Genomic DNA, 23,115 nt, shown 5'->3' with positions numbered 1-23,115 from the left:
ATAATATATAATTTTAATTAATTATATATTGTTAACGGATGAGGCGAACGATGCGTCAGTCAGCGGGCACGGGAACGGCGGTCGAGCGCGCGTATGAGGCTCTGCGCGAGCAAATCGGACGTGGGGAATTGAAGCCGGGCGAGGCATTGCGCCAGGACCATCTGGCGGCATCACTGGGGGTGAGTCACGTGCCGGTGCGCGAGGCGTTGACGATGCTGGCGGCCGACGGTCTGGCGACGAGCCGGGTCAATCGGGGCACGGTGGTGACGGCATTGACGGAGGCCGATGCGTTGGAGCTGGCGGATTTCCGCGCGGTGCTCGAGGGCCGTTTGATGGCCTTGGCCATGCCGAATCTGTCGCGAGCGGATATCGCTCGGGCATCGGCGGCGCTAGACGCCCTGGAAGCGGCGACGGATCTGGCGGACATCGTGGCGCGAAACGCGGCGTTTCACGCGATGCTCTACGCGAAGGCGGACCGGCCGTACTTCCAGCGCGCGGTGGCGACGGCGCGTCTCAATCTCGGCCGCTATCTGTTTCTCTCGTGGCGCGCCGAGGGCAACGCCGAACGCTCGCATGCCGAACACCGGACGCTGCTACATCTGTGCGAGACCGGCGACGATGCCGGCGCCGTCGCGCTGGTGGCGCAGCACAACCGCCAGACCGGCGAGCGCATCGCGCAGATCATTCGGGAGGAATGGGCGCGGTGAATACGCCGGATGGCGAACCGATTCGTGCCGCTCCGCAGAGCGTCCTGCGAGCGGCATGAGGACAAAGAAAAAGCCCGCGCGAGGCGGGCTTTGTCTGAGGCTGGAACGGGCTCGGACGTTGATCAGACGTTAAACAGGAAATTCATCACGTCGCCGTCGTGCACGACGTATTCCTTGCCTTCGGCGCGCATCTTGCCGGCTTCCTTCGCGCCTTGTTCGCCCTTGTACTGGATGTAGTCGTCGAACGCGATGGTCTGCGCGCGGATGAAACCGCGCTCGAAGTCGGTGTGAATCACGCCGGCGGCCTGGGGCGCCGTGTCGCCGACGTGGATCGTCCAGGCGCGCACTTCCTTCACGCCAGCCGTGAAGTACGTCTGCAGGCCCAGCAGCTTGAAGCCCGCACGGATCACGCGATCCAGACCCGGCTCGTCCATGCCCATGTCCGCCAGGAACTCCGCCTTGTCGGCGTCATCCATGTCCGCGATTTCCGCTTCGATGGCCGCGCACACCGCGACCACCGGTGCGTTCTCGGCCTGCGCATACTGACGCACGGCGTCCAGGTGCGGGTTGTTCTCGAAGCCGTCATCCTTGACGTTGGCGACATACATCGTCGGCTTGGCCGTGATCAGGCAGAACGGCTTGATCAGCGCCAGCTCGTCGTCGGAGAGCTTGAGCGAGCGCACCGGACGCGCCTCGTTGAGCACCGGCACCACCTTCTCGAGCACCGCCACCAGCTTCGCCGCTTCCTTGTCGTTGCCCGACTTCGCCGCCTTCGTATAGCGCTGCAGCGCCTTTTCGACCGTGCCCAGGTCGGCCAGCGCCAGTTCGGTGTTGATGACCTCGATGTCGGAGATCGGATTCACCTTGCCGGCCACGTGAATGACGTTCTCGTCCTCGAAGCAGCGCACCACGTGCGTGATGGCGTCCGTCTCGCGGATGTTCGCGAGGAACTGGTTGCCCAGGCCCTCACCCTTGGACGCACCCGCCACCAGACCGGCGATGTCCACGAACTCCACCGTGGCCGGCAGAATGCGCTCGGGCTTGACGATCTCGGCAAGCTTGCCCAGTCGCGGGTCCGGCACCTCCACCACGCCGACGTTCGGCTCGATGGTGCAGAACGGGTAGTTCTCGGCGGCGATGCCCGCCTTGGTCAACGCGTTGAAAAGGGTCGATTTGCCGACGTTGGGCAAGCCGACGATGCCGCATTTGAGGCTCATGCTAAATCCTGTGTGTCCGAAGCGGCGTCGAATGCGCCGGCGGGAGTCCCTGTGATCGCGCCGTCATTGCGTCGCGGAAAGTCCGCTATTGTACCCGTTCTGCCGTCAACGCCACCCGCTTCACCCCCCTCGGCGCCGTCAGCTCAATTGCTTGGCCGAGAACGTGTCGCACTTGTGCATGTCGCCCGACTGCAGGCCCTGACGCAGCCAGTACACGCGCTGCGCGCTCGTGCCGTGCGTGAACGATTCCGGCACCACCCGGCCCTGCGATTGCTGCTGCAACCGGTCGTCGCCAATGGCCGCCGCCGCCTTCAGGCCCTGCTCGATATCGCCCGGCTCCAGCAATTGCTGGTTCGCCCTGGCCGCGTTGTTCGCCCACACGCCCGCCAGACAGTCCGCCTGCAACTCCAGACGCACCGACAACGCATTGGCCTGCGTCTCGCTCATGCGGCGGCGCAATTCGTCGAACTTGTCCGATATCCCCAACAGATTCTGGATGTGGTGGCCGACCTCATGCGCGATGACATACGCCTGCGCGAAGTCGCCGCCCGCCCCGAAGCGCTGACGCAATTCGTCGTAAAACGCCAGATCGATGTAGACCTTGCGGTCGCCCGGACAGTAGAACGGCCCCATCGCCGTCTGGCCGGTCCCGCAGGCGGTCGGCGTCGCCCCGGAGAAAAGCACCAGTTTCGGCGCCACGTACTGACGCTCGACCTGCTGCGGGAATACGGTAGTCCACGTGCGCTCGATGTTGCCAAGGACCTTGCGCGTGAAGACGGTCTTCGGATCGTTGGCCGGCGCCGCGTTCGGGCTCGATTGGGGCTGCGACTGCGTCTGCCCCTGGATCATCTGCGAACCCTGGATGATTACCCTCGGATCGATGCCGAAGAAGTACGACGCGGCCAATGCCACCACGAGGGTGCCGATGCCGATGGTGGTGCGCCCCCCGAAGCCGCCGCCCCGGCGATCTTCGACATTCTGGCTCTCGGATTCGTTGTCGAGGCGCATGGCAGACTCCCTTTCGATATTCACTATGCGCGCCAGTATAGCGCCGCGAAATGACGTGCGACGTTGTGTCCCGGTCGCCACGTGCGGCCCGGGCGTCGCTCGCGCGGCAGGCGTGCGACAATACGCCATCTCGTTTTCTGAACCCAGCCGGCTCGCGCGATCGATGCGCTGGCGCTGCATTCGCCGCATGTCCCAAACGCAAACCTCCAGCCAAACGCACGACGTCGTCGTCGTCGGTGGCGGTCTGGTCGGCAAGGCCGCCGCCTTGCTGCTCTCGCAGGCTCGCCTGTCCGTCGCGCTGCTCGCCCAGCCGGCCGCTCCCGCCACCGCCGGGGGCGACGTGTGGGACGCACGCATCTACTCGCTTTCGTCGAGCTCGCAAGCCCTCTTCGAGCGCATGCGGGTCTGGCAAGCCGTCGATCCGGCGCGCGTGAACCCCGTCTACGACATGGAAGTCTTCGGCGACGAGCGCGGTAGCCTGCACTTCTCCGCCTACCAGGCCGCCGTGCCGCAACTGGCCTGGATCGCCGAATCGTCGAATCTCGAACGCGCCCTCGACGCCGCCCTGCGCTTCTCGCCGCAGGTCCAGTGGCTCGACGCCCGCGCCGATGCGCTGGAAGTCGATGCCGCCGCGGCCTCCGTGCGCCTGTCCGATGGCAAGACCTTGCGCGCCGCCCTCGTGGTCGGCGCCGACGGTGCCCATTCGTGGGTGCGCCGCACCGCCGGTCTCGACGGCTCGGTGCACCGCTACGAACAACTCGGCGTGGTGTGCAATTTCCGCGCGGAACGCCCGCATCGCGACACGGCGTTCCAATGGTTCCACGACGGCGAGATCATCGCGCTGCTGCCGCTGCCCGATCAACATGTCTCGCTGGTCTGGTCGGCCGCCGACGAGCACGCCAACCACCTGCTTGCGCTCGATCCCAAAGCGCTCGCGGCGCGCGTCGACACGTTCTCGAGCGGTGAACTCGGGCGTCTTGCGCCGGTCTCAGCGCGCGCCCAGGGTTTTCCGCTCGTGCTCGCGCAGGCCAGGCGCCTGATCGCCGCGCGCGTGGCACTGGTCGGCGATGCGGCGCACGTGGTGCACCCGCTCGCCGGACAGGGGATGAATCTCGGCCTGCGCGACGTGGCGGCGCTTGGCGACGCCGTCGCCGCGCGCGAGTCGTTCCGGGATTGCGGCGACGCGGCAGTGCTGCGCCGCTACGAGCGCGCCCGCAAGGAAGACATCGGCAGCATGGCGCTCACCACCGACGGCCTGCACAAGCTGTTCTCCACGCGCAGCCCGCTCGCGAAGTTCGTTCGCAATGCCGGACTCGACGGCGTGAACATGCTGCCGTTCGTCAAGAAATTCCTGATCGGCCGCGCACTGGGCTGACCCGGCATGACCCTCTGGGCGCGCGCTCGGCATTTGCCGTTCGCGCTTCCCGCTAGCCATACTTCTGGAGATTTTCGATGTTGCAACGTACTCGCGCCGCGGCGCTCGCGTTCGGTCTGACGGCACTTTGCGCCGCGACACTCACGACGTCCGCCTTCGCGCAGAACAAGGCCGACGCATCGCTCGATCGCGTGAAGGCCGCGGTGCAGAAGACGCTCGGCGCCGACGCGCCGATCAAGTCGGTGGCGCGCACGCCGATCCCCGGACTCTACGAAGTGTCGATCGGCGGCGAGATTCTCTACGCCGACGAGAAGGCCCAATACGTGATCCTCGGCGGCAACCTCGTCGACACGAAAACGCGCCAGAACCTGACCGAAGCGCGTCAGTCGGAACTCAACAAGGTCGATTTCGCCAAGCTGCCGTTCGATCGCGCATTCAAGTACGTGAAGGGCAACGGCAGCCGCAAGATCGCGGTGTTCTCCGACCCGAACTGCCCGTATTGCAAGCGCTTCGAAGAGACGCTCAAGTCGTCGAAGATCGACAACGTCACCGTCTATACCTTCCTCTACCCGGTGCTCGGCCCGGACTCAGACGCCAAGTCGAAGGCGATCTGGTGCGCGGCGGATCCGGTCAAGGCGTGGCACGACTGGATGCTCGACAAGAAGGCACCGCCCACGGCCACGGCCAAGTGCGACGACGCACCCGTGAGGCAAAACGTGGCACTCGGCCACCAGTACAACGTGACGGGCACCCCCACGATCATCCTGGCCGACGGCCGCCGCCTGCCGGGCGCCGTGCCCGCCGAAGAACTCGAAAAGGCGCTCGCCACGGTCAAGTAACCAGGCCACCGGCCACCGCACGCCCGACCTCCCGACAACAAGAAGCCGCCACGTCATGACCGCCACACCCGTCTTGCCCGCCGTTCGGTATGCGATCGTTCCGAAGTCGCCCGCCGCCCACCTGTTCGAAGTGAGCGTCACGGTCTCGAACCCTGCCCCCGAAGGACAGCGTTTCACGCTGCCCGCATGGATTCCCGGCAGCTACATGGTGCGCGAGTTCGCCCGCAACATCGTGACGATCGGCGCGACCTGCCGGGGCCGCAAGGTCGCGCTCGACAAGCTTGACAAGCACACCTGGCAGGCCGCGCCCTGCAAGGGCACGCTGATCGTGACGTATGAGGTGTACGCCTGGGACCTGTCGGTACGTGCCGCGCATCTCGACGACACCCACGGCTTTTTCAACGGCACGAGCGTGTTCCTGCGCGTGGAAGGGCAGGAACACGCGCCGTGCGAAGTCGACGTGCTGCGCCCGCGCGGCGCGGCATTCAAGTCGTGGCGCGTGGCCACCGCGCTCGCCCCCGCCGAGGGCACGGCAGCGCTCGACTTCGGCCGTTATCTCGCCGTCGACTACGACGAGTTGATCGATTCCCCGGTCGAGATGGGCACCTTCGTGCACGGCACCTTCAAGGCGTGCGGCGTGACGCACGAAGTGGCGATCACCGGACCAGTGCCGAATCTCGATCTCGAGCGCCTGCTGCGCGACATGAAGAAGATCTGCGAGTCGCAGATCCGACTGTTCGAGCCGGGCGCCAGTTCGCGCTCGCGTGTGCCGATGTCGCGCTACGTCTTTCTGCTCATGACAGTGGGCGACGGCTACGGCGGTCTGGAGCACCGGGCATCGACCGCGCTGCTCGCCAGCCGCAACGACCTGCCGGTGCAGGGCCAGGCGCGCATGAGCGACGCGTACCGCGGCTTCCTCGGCCTGGTGAGCCACGAGTATTTCCACACGTGGAACGTCAAGCGAATCAAGCCGGCGGCATTCGCGCCATATACGCTCGATCAGGAGAATTACACGCGCTTGCTATGGCTGTTCGAAGGCTTCACGTCGTACTACGACGACCTGATGCTCGTGCGCAGCGGTGTGATCGCCCCCCCGGCCTATTACGAGCTCGTTTCGAAGACGGTCGCGAGCGTGCTGCGCGGCAGCGGCCGCCTGAAGCAGACGGTGGCCGAGAGTTCGTTCGACGCCTGGACGAAGTATTACCGTCAGGACGAAAACGCGCCGAACGCCATCGTGAGCTATTACACCAAGGGCTCGCTCGTGGCGCTGGCGCTGGATCTGACCATCCGCTCGCAAACGCGCGGCCAGAAATCGCTCGACGACATCATGCGCGCACTATGGCAGCGATACGGGCGTGATTTCTATCGCGGCGCACCGGTGGGCATTGACGAGGCTGCCGTGCAGCCGCTGTTCGAGGAAGTCTCCGGCCTCGACCTGTCGGACTTCTTCGCCACGGCGATTCACGGCACCCGCGATCTGCCGCTGGCCGCGCTGCTCGAGCGCATGGGCCTCACGCTCGAACCGGTGACACCCGAGAATGGCCGTCCCTCGCTCGGTGCGAAGACGACCCGGCGCGGCGACGATCTCACGCTCTCGCAGGTGCTCGATGGCGGCGCCGCGCAGGCAGCGGGACTGTCGGCCGGCGACGTGCTCGTGGCAATCGATGGCCTGCGCGTGACGACAGGCAATCTGGACAAGCTGCTCGAGCGCTACCGCGCCGGCGACCGGGTCACCGTCCATGCGTTTCGCCGCGATGAATTGCGCGAAACCCCCCTCACGCTCGACGCCCCCGAGATCACGCAGTACCGCATCACCGAGACGCGGGATCGCGCCGCAGCGCAGCGTCGCGAGAAGTGGTTGTCGGCCTGAGCACCCGAGCGCCGTCGCGCGCCGAGGGCGGCCGGGGAGCCTGATGGCCGTCGATCGGACTTCGCCTGTCCGGTTCCGGTGCTCCGGCGCAAGCAGGCTCAGGCGGTGAGCGGACCCGGCACCGCCGGGTCGCGATTCTCTTCCGGGCAGGTGCGCGCCACGGCCAGCATGTGCTCGATGAAGGCCTGTGTCTTGCGCGGCAGGAAGCGCCGCGACGGCGTGACCAGATTCACCGGGCTTTCCGGCAGCGACCATTCCGGCAGGACTTTCACCAGACGCCCGCCGCGCAGCGCGTCTTCGGCCAGTATGTCGGTCAGCGCGGCAATGCCGCTGCCCGCAAGCGCCATCTCCTTGACCATTCCCATGCTGTTGACCTGAATCGCGCCCTGCATCGTGATATCCACGCGCTGGCGACCCTTTTGCAAGGTGTCGGAGGTGAACAGGCGCCGCGAGCCCTGCAGGATCACGAACCGATGGCCCGCCAGTTCGTCCGGCGTGGCGGGCAACCCGGTGGCGCTCAGATACAGCGGGCTCGCGTAGAGGCTGCGGGTGAGCATGAGCAGCGGGCGCGCTACGAGCGTCGAGTCGGAGAGCTGCCCGGCACGAATTGCCACGTCGACACGCTCGGCAATCAGATCGACCTGTCGCGAACTCAGGTCGATGTCGACCGTGATTTCAGGATAGGCCGCGCAGAAGGTGGCGAGCGGCACCGCAAGCCACTGCGCCGCGAAGTCGGCCGGGGCGGTGATGCGCAGCCGCCCGCGCGGCTTGCTCGACAACTGCGACGCGAAGTCGCGCGTCTCTTCCACTTCCTCCAGTATCGGCAGGCAGCGCTCGTAATACGCTTCGCCGACTTCCGTCAGTTCGAGCCGTCGCGTCGTCTTGTGCAGGAGCTTCGTGCCGAGGCGGGCCTCGAGCCTCGAGAGGCGGCGGCTCACGGTGGCCTTCGGCAGATCGAGCCGTTCGCCCGCCCGCGTGATGCTGCCGGAGCGCACGACCTCCGCGAAGATCAGCATGTCATTCAGATCGTCAATCATCGCGCGCGCTCCTCGGTGACGCGGTCGTCCCGTCGCCGCATGCGGCATGACAGGGGCGTGAACAAGTTAAGAACGGGACAACGCAGCCCGAATCCGAGCTTTGGGATCATTGTTCCAAAAAGGGAACAAACAATTCGATTTTACCGGCTTGTTTCATTTTTGGGGGTAACTAGAATTCATCCCAAGCCGACGTGCAATTCACGGCAACCCCGAAGCGGGGCGCCTGCGCGGACGGATCCTCTTACACCCCAGGCTCAGGAGCCAGTGAAATGACCACCATTCTCCAGATCAATTCCGCCGCCCGCTCGCAAGGCGCGAACTCGACCACCCTCGCCAACGAAACGGTGGCGCAACTGGTTGCCAAGCACCCCGGCGCCAACGTTGTCGTGCGCGACCTGCTCTCCGATGGCGTGCCGCACCTCGACGAAGCCGTGATCGGTGCGTTCTTTACGCCCGAAGAGCAGCGCTCGGCCGAGCAGAAGGCCATCATCGCCCGCAGCGACGAACTGATTGCGGAAATCCAGGCCGCCGACTATGTCGTGTTCGGTGTGCCGCTGTACAACTTCCAGGTGCCGACGCAGCTCAAGTCGTACTTCGACTGGATCGCCCGTGCCCGCGTGACGTTCCGTTACCGTGAAGACGGCAGCGTGGAAGGCCTGATCCAGGGCAAGAAGGTGATCGTGGCGTTCGCGCGCGGCGGCAACTACAAGGACACGCCGGCCGACAGCCAGACGCCGTATCTCAAGACGATTCTCGGCTTCCTCGGCATGACGGACGTGACGTTCATCTTCGCCGAAGGCCTGGCACGCGGCCCGGAATCGGCCGCTGCCGCCTTCAAGGGCGCCCGCGAAGCCATCGCCGCGCTGTAATCGCGCAGCGCTCAAGGCTTCGGCTACCGCTTCACCCGCACGCGCAGGTCCCCACATGGCCCATCCGACGCCCCTGCATCCGCGTCAGACCCGGCGCCCGGCTGCCCACGCCGGCGCGAGTGCCATGCCGCGCGTGCTTCCCGTCTCCCGTCCCGGCCGTTGTGCAGCGGCTGCGGGGGCGGGCGTTTTCGATCAGATCGACGAGACCGATCCGTTGCTGTCGATCGACATCTTTCGCCGCCACGGCGCATGCATTCCGCCGCATCCGCATGCCGGATGCGTGGTGGCGACTTATCTTTTTCCCGATACTGAAACCTCGCTGCGATGCCGACACGCGCATGGCGGCGATGACACGCTGCGTCCCGGCGACATGCTGTGGCTCGAAGCGAACTGCGGCACGGTGCACGAGGAATCGCCCGGCGACATGCGCGCCGCGGTACGCGGCGTGCGAATGATCGTCAACCGTGCAGGACGTCACGCCCAGGGCGCGCCCGCGCAAACAGTGGTGCGCAGGGAGGTCATGCCGCACTGGCGCGAAGGCGACGTCGACCTGACGTTGATCTGTGGCCAGTGGGGTGAGCGCAGCGTGGCGCGAGCCGAGGGCGCGCGCACGACGCTGCTGCAATTCGACTGGCGCGTCGACGCGCTGCGCACGCTGGAGATTCCGTGCGACGGACGTCGCTGGGTGGCGTTGATCGTACAGGGCGAGGCCGCGCTGGCCGGTCATGCACTGCGTGCGCAAGGCGCGGGCGCGCAGGCCGTGCGGCTGCCGCCCGGCGTGTGGCAATTGGCTGGCCGAGGTGGCGCACGCCTGGTGCTTGTCGGCGGCGAGCCGCTCGGCGAACCCGTGGTTTATCGCGGTAACTTCGCCGCGCGCGACGAAAGCGATCTGGTCGAGCTGACCCGCCGCTATCAGCAGGGCGCGATGGGCGTCCTGACGCCACTTGCCGAAACGCTCGCATAAGCAAAGCTCCCGGCATCGCGGCCGGTTCCCCCCGCCAATCGAATCACATCGCCTCGCTTCGAATCGCTCGATTTCGCGTCTCGATGCCAGGCGTCGGTGCGTCCGGCACGACCGACGTCGCGGCGACAGGTGCCGGGCACCTGCCGGCGCGATGGCAGGCTGGGGGCAGGCACCGTCAGTCAGGCAGGCGCCAGTCGATGGGCGTCTTGCCGTGTTGTTCGAGGAAGGCGTTGGCGGCGCTGAAATGGCCGCAGCCGAGAAAGCCCCGGTGCGCCGAAAGCGGGGACGGGTGCGGTGCTTCCAGCAGCAGGTGGTCGTGTCCGGCGAGCAGCGGCGCCTTGGCCTGCGCGTGACTGCCCCAGAGCATGAAGACGAGCGGCTCCGGTTGCGTGGCGAGTCCGCTCAGCAGTGTGTCGGTGCACGCCTGCCAGCCGCCGGTCTTGAACGGCTTCGCGTGGCTGGCCGCATGGCCCGCTTCCACCGTGAGGGTCGTGTTGAGCAGCAGCACGCCTTGTTTCGCCCACGCGTCGAGATTGCCGTGCGATGGGGGCACGATGCCGAGATCCCGCTCGATTTCCTTGTACATGTTGCGCAGCGACGGCGGCACGCGCACGCCGCGTTGCACGGAAAACGCCATGCCGTGCGCCTGGGCAATGCCGTGATCGTCGCCGTGATACGGGTCCTGACCCAGGATCACGACCTTCACGTCGCGGGGCGACGTCATGCGCAACGCGTGAAAGATGTCGGCGGGATACACGGTCTTGCCCGCCGCGACTTCCGCATCCACGAACCGGCACAGGGAAGCATAGGCGTCGCTTTGCACGAACGGCGCGACCAGCGTCTTCCAGTCGCGCGGCAGGGCGTCGAACTGGTCCTCGATGCGCCCCTTCAGTGGCCCGGCGGCCTCGGGATGGCTGTCTTGCGCCACGGCGCGCGGTGCCGCCGGTTTCGTCGCACGGGGCACTGCCGCACCCGACTTCGGCGGACGACCGCGACGACGTACCGCAGTGGCGGCACTCGCTTCGGCCGGCGGTTGCGTGGTGGTCGAAGTCGGGTGCGTCGCGTCCGTCATGCCGGTGGTGGCGGTGGTGCTGGCGCCGGAAGCGGCCGCCGCACCGGCGGCCTCCGGAACCGGCTCGTCGAAGAGCGAACGTTGTCGTGCGTCGGACGTTGCCGAGGAGGTCGCGCGGGAGCGTGATGCCATCGATGCGTGTATGAAAAGTTCAAGAAGCGGCGCGGTCCGGCAAGCGCCGGGCGCCGCGCCCGTCGGCGTTCAGTGGCCGAGTATCTTTTGACGTAGTCGATAACCGCGCTGCGCCTTGCTCACGTTGTCGCTGCGCAACTCCGGGAGCGCTGCGCGCAGGTCGGCCGCGAGGGCGTGCAGAATGCGCTCGCCCTGGCCTTCGCGGTCGTCGTCCGGGGCGTCGAGCAGTTCGAGTTCCACTTCGACGAGCGGTTCCGTATGCCGGGTGCCGTCGATCGCCACGGCGACCTCGCCCTGGTCGAACGCAATTTCCACGGCCGTGCCGTCGCCGGCAATGTAGCGCCACAGGCGGCGCACGAAATTCGTCTCGAACTGCGCCACGACGTTCGCGCCTTCCGAGCGAAGCAGCTCGACAGTCTGCGGCACATCGCATGCGGCGATCAACGCGGCGAGTTCGAGCGCCTCGCCCTTGACCGACAGTTCCCACTCGTGGCGCACGTGCAGGCCGTCGCGGGCTTCGCCCACGGACTTTAGCGTCTGCAGCCACTGCCCGGCATGGCCGTCGCGCGCGACGTAGCGCAGCCGCAGGGCCGCCTTGGCGTGCGCGAGCGCGAGCGAGGGCGTGTCGAAGTACCGATTGACGAGATGACGCTCGCCGCGCGCCTCGGCGCCGGGCAGGTGGTCGAGGTGTGCGATCAGCGCGTCGGCGCGCGCGGCGGGCAGGTCGCCCGGCAGGGCGAGTTTGAGTTCGCGTTCGATGGCCATCGGTGTGCGCTCCGCGAAATCAGCGAGGCATGTCGAACAGCGTGGCCAGGGCATCGCCCGGCTCGGGCGCTCGCATGAAGGCTTCGCCGACGAGGAAGGCATTGACGTTGGCCGCGCGCATGCGCGTCACGTCATCGCGCGACAGAATGCCCGACTCCGTCACGACGACTCGATCGTCGGGAATGTGCTTGAGCAGGCCCAGCGTGGTGTCGAGCGAGACCTCGAAGTTGTGCAGGTTGCGGTTGTTGATGCCCAGCAGCGGCGTGCGCAGCGCGAGCCCGGCCTCGAGCTCGCGGCCGTTGTGCACTTCCACGAGCACGGCCATGCCCAGCTCGTGGGCCTGCGCCTCGAGATCGCGCATCTGCGAGCGCTCCAGGGCGGCGGCGATGAGCAGAATGCAGTCGGCGCCCATGTCGCGCGCCTCGTACACCTGATAGGCGTCGATCATGAAGTCCTTGCGCAACACCGGCAGGTCGCAGGCGGCGCGTGCGGCTTTCAGATAGGCCGGCGCGCCCTGGAAGAACTGGACGTCGGTCAATACCGACAGGCAGGCGGCGCCGCCACGCTGGTACGACTCGGCAATTCGTGGCGGCACGAAGTCCTCGCGAATCACCCCCTTCGACGGGCTCGCCTTCTTGATCTCGGCGATCACGCCGGGCAGTCCGGCGTCGATCTTCGCGCGCAGCGCACCGACGAAGTCGCGGGTGCGCAGGGCGCTGTCGTTGACCGTCGCCTCGGCGTCGCGCCGCAGGCTTGCGAGGTCGCGGGCGCGCTTCGCGGCGGCCACTTCTTCGGCCTTCACGGCCAGGATCTTGTCGAGAACGGTAGACATATCGATGTGGATTCGGAGGTTCAATGAAGGTCGGGCGTCACGTGTCGGATGCGCGACGCCGTCGCGTCGGTTCAAGCCTTGAAGCGCTGCGTGAACTTGACGAATGCGTCGAGCTTCGCCCGGGCAGCGCCGCTGGCGATCGACTCGCGCGCCATGCCGATCCCCTCGCCGATCGACGCCGCACGATTGGCCGCGTACAGGGCGGTGCCCGAATTGAGCACCACGATCTCGCGCGCGGTACCCGGCTTGTCGTCGAGCGCTTCGAGGAGCATCGTCTTCGACTCGTCGGCGCTGCCGACTTTCAGGCTGCGATTGCTCACCATCTGCAGACCGAAGTCTTCCGGATGAATCTCGTACTCCGTGACCTTGCCGTCCTTGAGCTCGCCCACCAGCGTGGCGGCGCCGAGCGAGACTTCGTCCATGCCGTCCTTGCCGTAGACGACGAGCACGTGTTCGGCACCCAGCCGCTGCATCACCCGCACCTGGATCCCAACCAGATCGGGGTGGAACACCCCCATGAGCTGATTGGGCGCGCCTGCCGGATTCGTGAGCGGCCCCAGAATGTTGAAGATCGTGCGAACACCCATTTCCTTGCGCACGGCGGCCACGTTCTTCATGGCGGGATGGTGGTTCGGCGCGAACATGAAGCCGATGCCGACCTCGCGCAGGCACTCGGCCACCTGGTCGGGCGAGAGCATGATGTTCACGCCCAGGGCTTCGAGCACGTCGGCGCTGCCCGACTTCGAACTGACGCCCCGGTTGCCGTGTTTGGCGACCTTCGCACCGGCGCCGGCCGCCACGAACATCGACGCCGTGGAAATGTTGAACGTATGCGACACGTCGCCGCCGGTGCCCACGATGTCGACGAAGTGTTCGTCGGCCGGCGCATCCACGTGGTTGGCGAACTCGCGCATCACTTGCGCGGCGGCGGCGATCTCGCCGATGGTTTCCTTCTTCACGCGCAGGCCGGTGATGATGGCCGCTGTCATGACCGGCGAAATCTCGCCGCGCATGATCAGGCGCATCAGATGAAGCATCTCGTCGTGAAAAATCTCTCGGTGTTCGATGGTGCGCTGCAGGGCTTCTTGCGGGGTAATCATTGCGTTGTCTCGTATCGGTTCGGCGTTCGTCGTATGCGGCTGGGCGGCTCGGGGCGGGTGGCGGCGCGCGTCAGGCGGCCTGCGCCACGCGCGGCGCGGCCTGCAGAAAGTTGCGCAGCACGTCGTGGCCGTGCTCCGAGAGAATGGACTCGGGGTGGAACTGCACGCCTTCGACGTCCAGCGTCTTGTGGCGCACGCCCATGATTTCTCCGTCGTCCGTCCAGGCCGTCACCTCGAGGCAGTCGGGCAGCGAGGCCCGCTCGATCGCCAGCGAGTGATAACGCGTGACGGTGAAGCGCCTGGGCAGGTTGGCGAACACGCCTTGCTGCGTGGTTTCGATCTCGCTTACCTTGCCGTGCATGATCTGCTGCGCGCGCACGACCTTGCCGCCGAAGGCTTCGCCGATGGCCTGATGGCCGAGGCAAACGCCGAGAATGGGAATTTCGCCCGAGAATCGCTTGAGCACGTCGAGCGTGATGCCCGCATTGGCCGGGCAGCTCGGGCCCGGCGACAGGCAGATGCGATCAGGGGAGAGTTCGGCGATCGCGTCGAGCGTGATTTCGTCATTGCGAAAGACGCGTACGTCTTCGCCCAGTTCACCGAAGTACTGGACGATGTTGTAAGTAAACGAGTCGTAGTTGTCGATCATCAGCAGCATGATGGTCCCTGTTCGTCGGGTGACAAAGGATTGTCGAACGCATGAGATTTGCGAATTCCCCCTGAGCGTGCCCCCACATTGAGTTCGCGATCCGCGGGGGAGGGCGCTATGGGGATGAGATGGACGTGGCGGGTTACCGCCACCAGCGCAGGGCGGCGGTCAGGGGCGACCAGAGGAGGGAGAAGGGCTGATGCGACTTCATGGTGAAGCCGATTGTAGCAGTATCTGCGGCCCGCCGTGGCGGGGTGTCGCAAAAAGCGGCCAATCGGCGAATTTCACGCGCCATCGGGGTAATTCTTGCAAGAATGTGCGCCCGACGGCGGGCTTCGGTAGACGAATCTGCGGCCTGGGAGGCGCGCCCGCTCAGCGTGGCCCGAGGATCGCCGCGAGCGCATCGTCCGGCGGCATGCCGCTTGCGCGCCGGACGATGCCCTGGGCGTCGCGGTACACGATGCCCGGCGTTCCCCGGAATCCCAGTTCCGCCATCAGCCGCTGATTCGCATCGAGCTTCTGTGCGACGGGCTTCGACACATTCCGTGCGGGTTTGATGCCGCCTTGCGCGAATTGCCGCTCGTTCCGGCGCAGGGCGGCCGACGCGTCGGCCGCCTCCAGGATCGCGGCCGCCTTGGTGGCGCTGTCGGCTCGGATCACGCCTACGACGACGTGCCGCAATTGCACTTTCCCCGCCGCCACCCACGGGCGGGCGATCTCCCAGAAGCGGTTGCAGTACGGGCAATTCGGATCGCTGAACATGAAGACCACGCGCGGCGCCTCGATCTTGCCGTCCTGCACCCAACCGGACGACGCGAGCCTTGACCACATGGCCTCGCCCATGGGCTTTTCGACCAGGGCTTTCACTCGCTCGACATCGAGCGGTTTGCCGTCCGCCCCGATGCGGGACCCGACGATGGCCCCGCCATCGCGCGACAGGTAGACGGCGAGCGGCTGCTGGCCGGCAAAACCGGCGTAGCCGCGCAGATCCGAACCCGTCTCGAATGGCTGCAAGCCACTCACGCCTTCGCGCTCGAGCGATTGCAGGACAGCCGGTTTGTCTGTCGCCGTGGGAGCGTCGGCCGCTGGGCTGCGTGTGGGCAACGCGAGCAGAACGGACGACGAGATGGCAAAAGCGAGACACAGGCGAGTGGACATGGCGAACTCCTTCGGCGCGCGGGACGCCGGATGGTGGGAAGCGGCAGGCGAGGCCTGCCGAAGAGCGGCTGAAACCTCCGGGGGCCGCGGGAGCGTCGTTCGTTGGGTCGACCTGCCTTCCTGCGGCATTTCCGGACAAGTCGGAGCGTGTTCGATCAGGATTAATCGAAAGTGAATCCGTTACCGTGAGGGCTCGACGCGATCATTCAGATACGCGAACTACGTGAACTGGACCAGGCGAGCGGGAGGCGTAGCGCAATGCGAGTGCTGCTGGCGGAGGACGACCCCAGGATGGCGAGGCGAATCGCGGGCGCCTTGCCGACTGCGGGCATCGACGTGACGGGAGTGGTCTGCGGCGAGGCGATGCTCACCGCGCACGCCGAAGACCGGTTCGATGCGCTGGTGCTGGATCTCGACACAACCGGCGCCGGTGGCCTGGGCATCATTGCGCGTTTGCGCACCGTGGAAGCGGATGTGCCCGTGTTGCTCATCACGTCGGCAAGCGCGGTGGAGCACAGGGTGGCCGGGCTGAATGCGGGGGCCGACGACTATCTGGTCAAGCCCTTCGACGTGCGCGAGCTGGCCGCGCGGCTGCACGCGCTGATTCGTCGCACGCAGGGTCGCTGCGCGCACCTGATCGAGGCGGGGCCGCTACGGCTGGATCCCGCGAGCGGGCTGGCGTGGCTGGGGCAGGCGCCTGTCGCCTTGTCGCGCCGGGAGATCGACTTGCTGGCGTGTCTCGCCAGCCATCGTGGACGATGGGTGCCGCCCGACACTTTGCATGCCAGGCTCTACGGCATGACCGCGCGAGTGCGCAGCAACGTGCTCAACGTCCACATCCACAACGTGCGTCGCAAGCTCGGCGGCAGTGCGATCCAGACGTCGCGCGGGCTTGGCTATCGCCTGGGGTGGGCGCTTGCAATACCGGAACCCGCAACGGGCACCGACACGTCGGTCAGGCGGTTCGCCTGCGCTTCGACGCGGTGGCCGCAGTCGCTTTGACGGCCGCTTTGGCGGTCGTTGCAGCGGACGTTTTGGCGGGGACTTTGGCGGGTGCTTTTGCGGGCGCTCTTGCGGGCGCTTTTGCGGGCGCGTTGGCGTTCGCCCTGCCGCGGGGGGCACGTGGCGCGCTGGCCGGCCGACGCGCCGACGCTTCGTCTTCGCGCTGTGCGGCGGTTCGTTCGAACACGTCGAGCACGCGGGCCAGATCGCTTTGTTCGCTCGCGTCGAGCGGCACGGCGAAGCTCAGATCCCGCACGGCCTTTGCCACCCGCCGGATGTTCCCGGGCGACGCGTGCGCGAGCATCGCGGGAATGGCCGCCATCGCCGTGTCGGGGGCCATGCGCAGCAGGCCGGCCTGACGCCGGATGATTTCGCGAAAGGTCTCGATCGAGAGATCGCGCTCGCCGCGCGGCAACGAGCGCGCCAGATTGAACTGCCGCTCGTCGGCTTCGCCGTGCAGGCGATGCACCCAGAGCAGCGCCCGGATGCCCGCTTCGAGCAGGCCGCCTTCGTGGAGCTCCTTCTGGCGGTGCTCCAGTGTGTGCCGGACGAACGCCACATGCTCGGGCGATGTGCCGGGGTGCACCCGGACGGCCGCGTCGTCGCTGCCGTGCAAGCCGGCGAGCGCCTGGACCCAGGCTTGTCCGTAGACGAACTCGAATGCCTTTTCGCAAGCGTCGTCGCGCACGTCGCGATAGAAGTCGAGCGATTGCTCGATGGCCGACGAGACGGCCGTCTCCAGCGCGAGGAAGGGGTTGTCGGGCGCCACCGGATGCCTCGATTCACGCACCCGCTCCGCCTTTTCGGCAAACGGTACCGCGAACGGATTGCGGTCGGACCAAAGTTCGTAGCTCACCCGCAACGGGTGGAGCAGTCGCATCCAGTAGGCGGAGGTCGGCGTGACCATCGACCGCACCCACGGTTGCACGAGGCTGCGATACAGCCCGAGATGGATGTCCGACAGATGCGCCACCGTCGCAAAGCGCCGGTCGCTCTGCGCGTCCGGCTGCACGATGGCCCGGACGTCCGCCACACTGCGTCGCTGGATCGACATCACGTAATCGCCGTCGACCAGCTCGCGGTGCGGCGTGTCGGCGGTCTTGTCCGCGATTTGCGCCTGATAGATGCCGGCGGGCAGCACGTCGATCAGGTCGATGTTGTTCACGAACTTGCGATGCTCCTTTCGTCCCGTGCTGCCCGACACGAAGATGCCCAGGTGCCCGATGCTCTCGTGCGTCGCATAGACGATGGTCTGGTCGTGGCTGAGCACTTCCGCGTCGTCGCGGTACATGTCGGTCACGAAGCCGAGCGCCTGCGGCGGCGGTGTGATGTTGTCGCCATAGGAGCAGAACACGACGATGGGCGAGCGGATGTTGCGCAGGTCGAGCCGCACGCCGTCGCTCGTGATCAATTCGGCGCTGGTGAGCCGGTTGCCGATAAACAGGTTGTCGACGATGTATTGCATCTCCTGCGCATTCAGGAAGACGTGTCCGCCCCAGTACTTCTCGAAGCCGAGATAGCGCGGCGCTTCGGTGTCGACGTTGGCGTAAAGGTGATATTTCTTGCGCCACAGCGTATTGGCCGGATCGAGGTTCTCGAAGTTCTGCACGAGCCACGCGCCGTCGAAACGCCCGTCGCCGAGGTCGCTCGTGAGGGCCGTGAGCCAGCTGCCGCCGAGCAGCCCGCCGGAGTAGCGCATGGGATTGCGTCCGCGCCAGCCCGCCCAATAGGACAGCGGCGCACCGGCCACGATGATCGGGCCGAAGAGCTCCGGACGCATCGCCGCCGTCATCAGGATCTGCCAGCCGGCCTGGCAGTTGCCGATGACGGCCGGCTTGCCTGCGCTGTCCGGGTGCAGCGAAATCACTCTCTCGAGGAACGCCGCTTCGGCGTGCATGACGTCTTCGACCGTTTGTCCCGGAACCGGGTCGGGCAGAAAACCCACGAAATAGCACGGATGGCCGGCGCGCAGGGCCGCGCCGATCTCGCTGTCGGGCTTGAAGCCGCCGATGCCCGGGCCATGTCCGGCGCGCGGATCGACCACGACGAAGGGGCGTGCGTTGGGCTGGGTCGGTGTGTCGTGCGGCGGCACGATGCGCATCAGGCAGTAATTGCACGGTCGCGGCAGATCGTGACCATCGAGGACGACCTCGGCGGGAAAGTCGAGCACGTTCGGAGCCGACTCGGCGAGGTGGGCCTGATACTGGTTGCCGCGCTGTCGCATGACGTCGGCGAACAGCACGCTGCGCTGCCAGGCGTCCACGGCATACTCGGCGGCGGCCGCCATCCACGGCAGGTGCGAGAGCCAGGGCGAGTCGGCGGTCGACGACGCCGTGGCGCGGGACGAAGCGGGGCGTTCGAGTGCGGCGGAGGCAGTCGACCTGGCCGATTTGGCAGACGCAGTGGACAACTTGGCGGGCATGGCAATGACCTCTCAGATTTGGCATGACGGCGCGCCGTTGGGGACGTTCGCTCTCGCGCGGCGTCACGCCATCGAGCTGAGCGTGCGGCGAAACCGTCGCAGCGAGAAGGCGAAGAACACCGCGCCGATGCCGGCGAGTGCCAAGAACTGCACCCAGACGACACCGATCCCGGCGCCACGGAACAGGATCGCCTGTCCCAGTTCGACGAAATGCGTCGTGGGCGCGGCGAGCATGACGTCCTGCACGAGCTTCGGCATGCTCTCGCGCGGCGTGTTGCCGCCCGAGAGCATTTGCAGCGGCAGCAACACCAGGATCAGCAACATGCCGAACTGCGGCATCGAGCGCGCGACCGTCGCGAGAAAAATGCCCATGGACGTGGTGGCGAACAGATGCAGCGTGGCGCCCAGCAGGAACAGCGCCACGGACCCACCGATCGGCACGTGCAGCGCACCGCCGACGATCAGCCACAGCGACATGGATGCCGCGATCAGGACCACCAGTCCCATGGACCAGACTTTCGCCAGCATGATCTCGGTCGGTGTCACCGGCATGACGAGCAAATGCTCGATGGTGCCGTGCTCGCGCTCGCGAATGAGCGCCGCGCCGGTCAGGATGATCGACAGCATCGTGATGTTGTTGATGATCTCCATGAGCGCGCCGAACCACGCGCGCTCCAATGTCGGATTGAAACGCACGCGCAGTGCGAGATCGACCGGGAGTTCGGGGGTGGCGCGATATCGCTGCAGGAATTCGCGCACTTCGGCCGAGACGATCTGCTGCACGTAGCCGCTGCCGGAGAACGCCTGGCTCATGCGCGTGGCATCGACATTGAGCTGCACTTCGGCCGCACGTCCCGCGAGCAGGTCGCGCTGGAAGTTCGGCGGAATGTTCAGCGCGAACGTGTAGGCCCCCTTGTCCATGCCACGGTCCACGGCGTCGGCCGTGATCATGCGCGGCATGGTGAACTGCGGCGGGTAGAAGGCCGAGACGATGCGCTGCGAGAGCGGCGAGACGTCCTCGTCCACGATGGCGATCGGCGCGAGGTGCAGCGTGTCGGGCTGCGCGGTGGCCGCCGAATATACCGCCGCCGTGAACGTGTAGATGATCAGCACGAGCATCATCGGGTCGCGCGCAAGGCTCCACAGTTCCTTCACGCCGAGCCGGTAGATGTTGGCCAGATGCCGCAGCACCGCAGGCGTGCGACGCGGCGGTGCCGCGTCCGCCCCGGCGGGGGCCGGGGGCGCGGAAGGCGAGGCAGTGGGCGAGCCAGTGGGGGAGGCGGTCGGTCGCGTCATCACTTGTCCTGTTTCCTGAGCAGCAGGATCGTGACGCCCAGAATCACGGGCACGGCGACCAGCATCGGCCAGAAGGCGTCGCCCAGATCGGCGAAGCCGAGGGCTTTGTTGAACACGCCGCGGCTGATGATCAGCATGTACGTCGCCGGATAGATCTCGCCGATGAAGCGGCCCGAACCCTCCATCGACGGCACCGGCGTGAGCATGCCGGAGAACTGGATCGCCGGGATCATGGTGCCGATCATCGTGAAGAAAAGCGCCGCGATCTGGCTGCGGGTGAAGGTGGACGCGAGCAGGCCGATACCTGTCGCGACCACGTTGAAGATGAACACGGCGGTGACCAGCGTCAGGAAGCTGCCCTTGACCGGCACGCCGAACAGCGTCACCGCCATCAGCGTCATGAGCAGGAAGTTCAGCATCGCGAGCGCGACGTACGGAATCTGCTTGCCGATCAGGAATTCCGTGCGCGTGACGGGGGTGACGTAGAGATTCAGGATCGAGCCAAGCTCTTTCTCGCGCACCACCGACAGCGCCGTGAGCATCGCGGGCAGCATCAGCAACAGCAGCGGGATCACCGCGGGCACCATCGCGGGCAGGCTCCTCACGTCGGGGTTGTAGCGAAAGCGCGTCTCGAGGTCGAGCGAGGCGGTCGGTCGCACGCCGAGTCTGCGCAGCGACTGATCGGCGAGCCAGTTCTGGTGCATGCCCTGGACGTAGCCCTGCACGGTTTCGGCCCGCATGGGCATGGCGCCGTCGATCCACGCACCGATCTGCACCGCCTTGCCGCGCGACACGTCGCGCGCGAAGCCCGGCGGGATCTCGATGGCAAGTGCCAGCTCACCATTGCGCATGCGCCGGTCCATGTCGTCGTAGCCGGTGAGCGGCGGCTGCTCGATGAAGTAGCGCGAACCGGCGATGTTGAGCGCGTAGTTCTGGCTGAGCGTGGTCTGGTCGCGGTCGAGTACCGCATAGCGCAGGTCCTCCACGTCCATGTTGATGCCGTAGCCCATCACCAGCATGAGCACGAGCGAGCCCACCAGCGCCAGCGCGGCGCGTACCGGGTCGCGCTGCAGTTCGAGCATCTCGCGCCAGAGGTAGCTGATCATGCGCGCGGGCGAGAATGCCTTGCGCGACGCCTGGGCGGCCGAGGGCGCGGCGGATGTGACCGGTGCCTGCGCCGCCGCAGGCGCTTCGGGCGTGCCGCCGCCCGCTTCGACGAGATACTCGATGAAGGCCTGCTCCAGCGTGGCCGCGCCCTTGTCGCGGGTGATCTTCGCGGGCGGGTCGGAGACGAGCACCTTGCCCGCGTGCATCAGCGAAATACGGTCGCAACGCTCGGCTTCGTTCATGAAGTGCGTGGAGATGAAGATCGTCACGCGATCGCGGCGCGACAGCTCCACCAGCAAACGCCAGAAGGTGTCGCGCGCCACCGGATCGACGCCCGACGTCGGTTCGTCGAGAATCAGCAGCTCGGGCTTGTGCACCATCGCCACCGCGAGGGACAGGCGCTGGCGCATGCCCAGCGGGATGCTGTCCGGCAAGGCGTCGATCACGTCGGCCAGTCCGAATCGTTCGACCATTTCGTCCACGCGCGCGCCGACTTCGTGCGCCGGCACGTGGAACAGGCGGGCATGCAGCACGAGGTTCTGGTGCACCGTGAGTTCGGTGTAGAGCGAGAAGGCCTGCGACATGTAGCCCACGCGCCGCCGCGTGTCGATGTCCCGGGGATCGACTTCGTGACCGAAGAGCCATGCCTGGCCGTCGCTCGCCTGCAGCAACCCGGTGAGCATCTTCATCGTGGTGGATTTGCCGCAACCGTTCGAGCCGAGAAAGCCGAAGATCTCGCCGCGCCGGATGCGAAAGTCCACATGATCGACCGCCACGAAATCGCCGAAGCGCATGGTCAGGCCCTTGGCCTCGATGGCGATCTCGGTGTGCTCGTCGACGTGCAACGGCGGAATCGCGACCGGCTCATAGCCGACTTTTTTCTCGTCCGGCAGCAGGTCGATGAACGCCGCTTCGAGATTGTCGCGGCGCGTGCGCGCGAGCAGCTCCGCCGGGGTGCCGGTGTCGAGAATGTTGCCCGCGTCCATCGCCACGAGCCAGTCGAAGCGCTGGGCCTCGTCCATGTAGGCCGTGGCCACGATCACGCTCATGTCCGGGCGTTCGCGTCGAATGCGCGCGATCAGGTCCCAGAACTGCGCCCGCGCGAGCGGATCGACGCCGGTGGTCGGCTCGTCGAGAATCAGCAGGTCCGGGTCGTGAATCAGTGCACAGCACAGACCGAGCTTCTGCTTCATGCCACCGGAGAGCTTGCCCGCAGGGCGCCCGAGAAAGGGGTGCAGGCCGGTGCTGCGCGTGAGATCGTCGATCCGGCGGCGGCGCTCGGCGGCGTTGTGGCCGAACAGGCGCGCAAAGAACTGCAGGTTCTCCTCGACGGAGAGCGTCGGATAGAGGTTCTTGCCGAGCCCTTGCGGCATGTAGGCGATGCGCGGACATACGATGTCGCGGTGCGCTTTGCTCGCCATGTCGCCGCCGAGTGCTTCGACGGTGCCGCTCTGCACGGCGCGTGCGCCGGCAATGAGTGAGAGCAGCGTCGATTTGCCCACGCCATCGGGGCCGATCAGCCCCACCATGCAGTTCGCGGGCACGTCGATCGAGACATTGTCGAGCGCGAGCGTCTTGCGCCCGTAGCGCATCGACACGCCGGCCACATGGATGACCGGCGGCAGGCCGCTTCCCGGCCGGGGCGGGTCGGGCATCGCAGGCAACGGGGACGTCGTGGGTACCGTCATGACACT

The 23,115-nt window shown here is 66.6% G+C and carries 19 protein-coding genes; 7 read left to right on the top strand and 12 right to left on the bottom strand.

Annotated elements, in window-relative coordinates; all coding sequences use genetic code 11:
* Nucleotides 1-50 precede the first annotated feature (50 nt).
* Entirely contained in the window at nt 51-707 is a 657-nt protein-coding gene (locus tag W930_RS25870) for a GntR family transcriptional regulator (RefSeq protein ID WP_023594010.1), read from the top strand.
* A gap of 122 nt (nt 708-829) precedes the next feature.
* Here the strand turns inward: W930_RS25870 and ychF are convergent, their stop codons facing one another.
* Nucleotides 830-1,924: a redox-regulated ATPase YchF gene (ychF, locus tag W930_RS0103080; protein WP_023872420.1), complete on the bottom strand. Its 1,095-nt coding sequence runs from the start codon at nt 1,922-1,924 to the stop codon at nt 830-832.
* A gap of 138 nt (nt 1,925-2,062) precedes the next feature.
* The gene (locus W930_RS0103075; RefSeq protein ID WP_023594012.1) at nt 2,063-2,932 is read right to left on the bottom strand and encodes a neutral zinc metallopeptidase; all 870 of its coding nucleotides are present in this window, start codon (nt 2,930-2,932) and stop codon (nt 2,063-2,065) included.
* Nucleotides 2,933-3,119: 187 nt separating this feature from the next.
* Between W930_RS0103075 and W930_RS0103070 the strand changes: the two genes are divergently transcribed.
* From W930_RS0103070 to W930_RS0103060, 3 genes are all read left to right on the top strand, one after another.
* Complete coding sequence (locus W930_RS0103070; RefSeq protein ID WP_028730776.1) at nt 3,120-4,307, top strand: UbiH/UbiF family hydroxylase; 1,188 nt, start codon at nt 3,120-3,122, stop codon at nt 4,305-4,307.
* Nucleotides 4,308-4,384: 77 nt separating this feature from the next.
* Nucleotides 4,385-5,146: a DsbC family protein gene (locus W930_RS0103065; protein ID WP_023594014.1), complete on the top strand. Its 762-nt coding sequence runs from the start codon at nt 4,385-4,387 to the stop codon at nt 5,144-5,146.
* A gap of 73 nt (nt 5,147-5,219) precedes the next feature.
* Complete coding sequence (locus tag W930_RS0103060) at nt 5,220-7,016, top strand: M61 family metallopeptidase (RefSeq protein WP_115344582.1); 1,797 nt, start codon at nt 5,220-5,222, stop codon at nt 7,014-7,016.
* 98 nt (nt 7,017-7,114) lie between these two features.
* Here W930_RS0103060 and W930_RS25865 read toward each other — a convergent pair whose 3' ends face one another.
* Nucleotides 7,115-8,053, bottom strand: a complete 939-nt coding sequence (locus W930_RS25865) for a LysR family transcriptional regulator (RefSeq protein ID WP_023594016.1) — start codon at nt 8,051-8,053, stop codon at nt 7,115-7,117.
* Between the two features lie 269 nt (nt 8,054-8,322).
* Between W930_RS25865 and W930_RS0103050 the strand changes: the two genes are divergently transcribed.
* Both W930_RS0103050 and W930_RS0103045 read left to right on the top strand, forming a co-directional pair.
* Complete coding sequence (locus W930_RS0103050; RefSeq protein WP_023594017.1) at nt 8,323-8,922, top strand: FMN-dependent NADH-azoreductase; 600 nt, start codon at nt 8,323-8,325, stop codon at nt 8,920-8,922.
* 55 nt (nt 8,923-8,977) lie between these two features.
* On the top strand, nt 8,978-9,886 hold the full coding sequence (locus W930_RS0103045; RefSeq protein ID WP_023872418.1) for a pirin-like C-terminal cupin domain-containing protein: 909 nt from the start codon (nt 8,978-8,980) through the stop codon (nt 9,884-9,886).
* 175 nt (nt 9,887-10,061) lie between these two features.
* Here the strand turns inward: W930_RS0103045 and W930_RS0103040 are convergent, their stop codons facing one another.
* The 6 genes from W930_RS0103040 to dsbG form a co-directional block, all read right to left on the bottom strand.
* A complete protein-coding gene (locus W930_RS0103040; protein WP_063504878.1) occupies nt 10,062-11,090 on the bottom strand; it encodes a uracil-DNA glycosylase in 1,029 nt (342 codons plus the stop codon).
* 69 nt (nt 11,091-11,159) lie between these two features.
* Nucleotides 11,160-11,855, bottom strand: coding sequence for a CYTH domain-containing protein (locus W930_RS0103035; RefSeq protein WP_023872416.1), 696 nt, complete (start codon nt 11,853-11,855; stop codon nt 11,160-11,162).
* A gap of 19 nt (nt 11,856-11,874) precedes the next feature.
* A complete protein-coding gene (gene trpC, locus W930_RS0103030; RefSeq protein WP_023872415.1) occupies nt 11,875-12,687 on the bottom strand; it encodes an indole-3-glycerol phosphate synthase TrpC in 813 nt (270 codons plus the stop codon).
* A gap of 71 nt (nt 12,688-12,758) precedes the next feature.
* Nucleotides 12,759-13,787, bottom strand: coding sequence for an anthranilate phosphoribosyltransferase (gene trpD, locus W930_RS0103025; protein WP_023594022.1), 1,029 nt, complete (start codon nt 13,785-13,787; stop codon nt 12,759-12,761).
* Nucleotides 13,788-13,857: 70 nt separating this feature from the next.
* On the bottom strand, nt 13,858-14,445 hold the full coding sequence (locus W930_RS0103020) for an aminodeoxychorismate/anthranilate synthase component II (RefSeq protein ID WP_023594023.1): 588 nt from the start codon (nt 14,443-14,445) through the stop codon (nt 13,858-13,860).
* A gap of 363 nt (nt 14,446-14,808) precedes the next feature.
* A complete protein-coding gene (dsbG, locus tag W930_RS0103015) occupies nt 14,809-15,594 on the bottom strand; it encodes a thiol:disulfide interchange protein DsbG (protein WP_023594024.1) in 786 nt (261 codons plus the stop codon).
* Between the two features lie 258 nt (nt 15,595-15,852).
* Here dsbG and W930_RS25860 point away from each other — a divergent pair, with 258 nt between their 5' ends.
* Nucleotides 15,853-16,596 carry a response regulator transcription factor gene (locus tag W930_RS25860; protein WP_023872410.1) on the top strand — a complete coding sequence of 248 codons (744 nt, stop codon included), beginning with the start codon at nt 15,853-15,855 and terminating at the stop codon, nt 16,594-16,596.
* On the opposite strand, the gene W930_RS25855 is transcribed toward W930_RS25860, so the two are convergent.
* From W930_RS25855 to rbbA, 3 genes are all read right to left on the bottom strand, one after another.
* Nucleotides 16,550-18,883 carry a DUF3141 domain-containing protein gene (locus W930_RS25855; RefSeq protein WP_051399300.1) on the bottom strand — a complete coding sequence of 778 codons (2,334 nt, stop codon included), beginning with the start codon at nt 18,881-18,883 and terminating at the stop codon, nt 16,550-16,552. The two genes, W930_RS25860 and W930_RS25855, sit on opposite strands and share 47 nt — an antisense overlap.
* Before the next feature lie 198 nt (nt 18,884-19,081).
* Nucleotides 19,082-20,209, bottom strand: coding sequence for an ABC transporter permease (locus tag W930_RS0103000; RefSeq protein WP_024788605.1), 1,128 nt, complete (start codon nt 20,207-20,209; stop codon nt 19,082-19,084).
* A gap of 104 nt (nt 20,210-20,313) precedes the next feature.
* Nucleotides 20,314-23,076, bottom strand: a complete 2,763-nt coding sequence (gene rbbA / locus W930_RS0102995) for a ribosome-associated ATPase/putative transporter RbbA (protein WP_023872406.1) — start codon at nt 23,074-23,076, stop codon at nt 20,314-20,316.
* Between the last annotated feature and the right edge of the window lie 39 nt (nt 23,077-23,115).

Source organism: Pandoraea sp. E26 (genome assembly GCF_000681415.1).
Classification (GTDB): Bacteria; Pseudomonadota; Gammaproteobacteria; order Burkholderiales; family Burkholderiaceae; genus Pandoraea; species Pandoraea pnomenusa.
Note: the sequence above shows the minus strand (reverse complement) of the source record. Positions and strands in the feature narration are given on the sequence as shown.

What these genes read in the sequence shown, in the direction of transcription:
- W930_RS25870 (WP_023594010.1), top strand. Translation starts at nt 51, where the DNA reads ATGCGTCAGTCAGCGGGCACGGGAACGGCGGTCGAGCGCGCGTATGAG.
- ychF (WP_023872420.1), bottom strand. Translation starts at nt 1,924, where the DNA reads ATGAGCCTCAAATGCGGCATCGTCGGCTTGCCCAACGTCGGCAAATCG.
- W930_RS0103075 (WP_023594012.1), bottom strand. Translation starts at nt 2,932, where the DNA reads ATGCGCCTCGACAACGAATCCGAGAGCCAGAATGTCGAAGATCGCCGG.
- W930_RS0103070 (WP_028730776.1), top strand. Translation starts at nt 3,120, where the DNA reads ATGTCCCAAACGCAAACCTCCAGCCAAACGCACGACGTCGTCGTCGTC.
- W930_RS0103065 (WP_023594014.1), top strand. Translation starts at nt 4,385, where the DNA reads ATGTTGCAACGTACTCGCGCCGCGGCGCTCGCGTTCGGTCTGACGGCA.
- W930_RS25865 (WP_023594016.1), bottom strand. Translation starts at nt 8,053, where the DNA reads ATGATTGACGATCTGAATGACATGCTGATCTTCGCGGAGGTCGTGCGC.
- W930_RS0103050 (WP_023594017.1), top strand. Translation starts at nt 8,323, where the DNA reads ATGACCACCATTCTCCAGATCAATTCCGCCGCCCGCTCGCAAGGCGCG.
- W930_RS0103045 (WP_023872418.1), top strand. Translation starts at nt 8,978, where the DNA reads ATGGCCCATCCGACGCCCCTGCATCCGCGTCAGACCCGGCGCCCGGCT.
- W930_RS0103040 (WP_063504878.1), bottom strand. Translation starts at nt 11,090, where the DNA reads ATGGCATCACGCTCCCGCGCGACCTCCTCGGCAACGTCCGACGCACGA.
- W930_RS0103035 (WP_023872416.1), bottom strand. Translation starts at nt 11,855, where the DNA reads ATGGCCATCGAACGCGAACTCAAACTCGCCCTGCCGGGCGACCTGCCC.
- trpC (WP_023872415.1), bottom strand. Translation starts at nt 12,687, where the DNA reads ATGTCTACCGTTCTCGACAAGATCCTGGCCGTGAAGGCCGAAGAAGTG.
- trpD (WP_023594022.1), bottom strand. Translation starts at nt 13,787, where the DNA reads ATGATTACCCCGCAAGAAGCCCTGCAGCGCACCATCGAACACCGAGAG.
- W930_RS0103020 (WP_023594023.1), bottom strand. Translation starts at nt 14,445, where the DNA reads ATGCTGCTGATGATCGACAACTACGACTCGTTTACTTACAACATCGTC.
- dsbG (WP_023594024.1), bottom strand. Translation starts at nt 15,594, where the DNA reads ATGTCCACTCGCCTGTGTCTCGCTTTTGCCATCTCGTCGTCCGTTCTG.
- W930_RS25860 (WP_023872410.1), top strand. Translation starts at nt 15,853, where the DNA reads ATGCGAGTGCTGCTGGCGGAGGACGACCCCAGGATGGCGAGGCGAATC.
- W930_RS25855 (WP_051399300.1), bottom strand. Translation starts at nt 18,883, where the DNA reads ATGGCGGCCGCCGCCGAGTATGCCGTGGACGCCTGGCAGCGCAGCGTG.
- rbbA (WP_023872406.1), bottom strand. Translation starts at nt 23,076, where the DNA reads ATGCCCGACCCGCCCCGGCCGGGAAGCGGCCTGCCGCCGGTCATCCAT.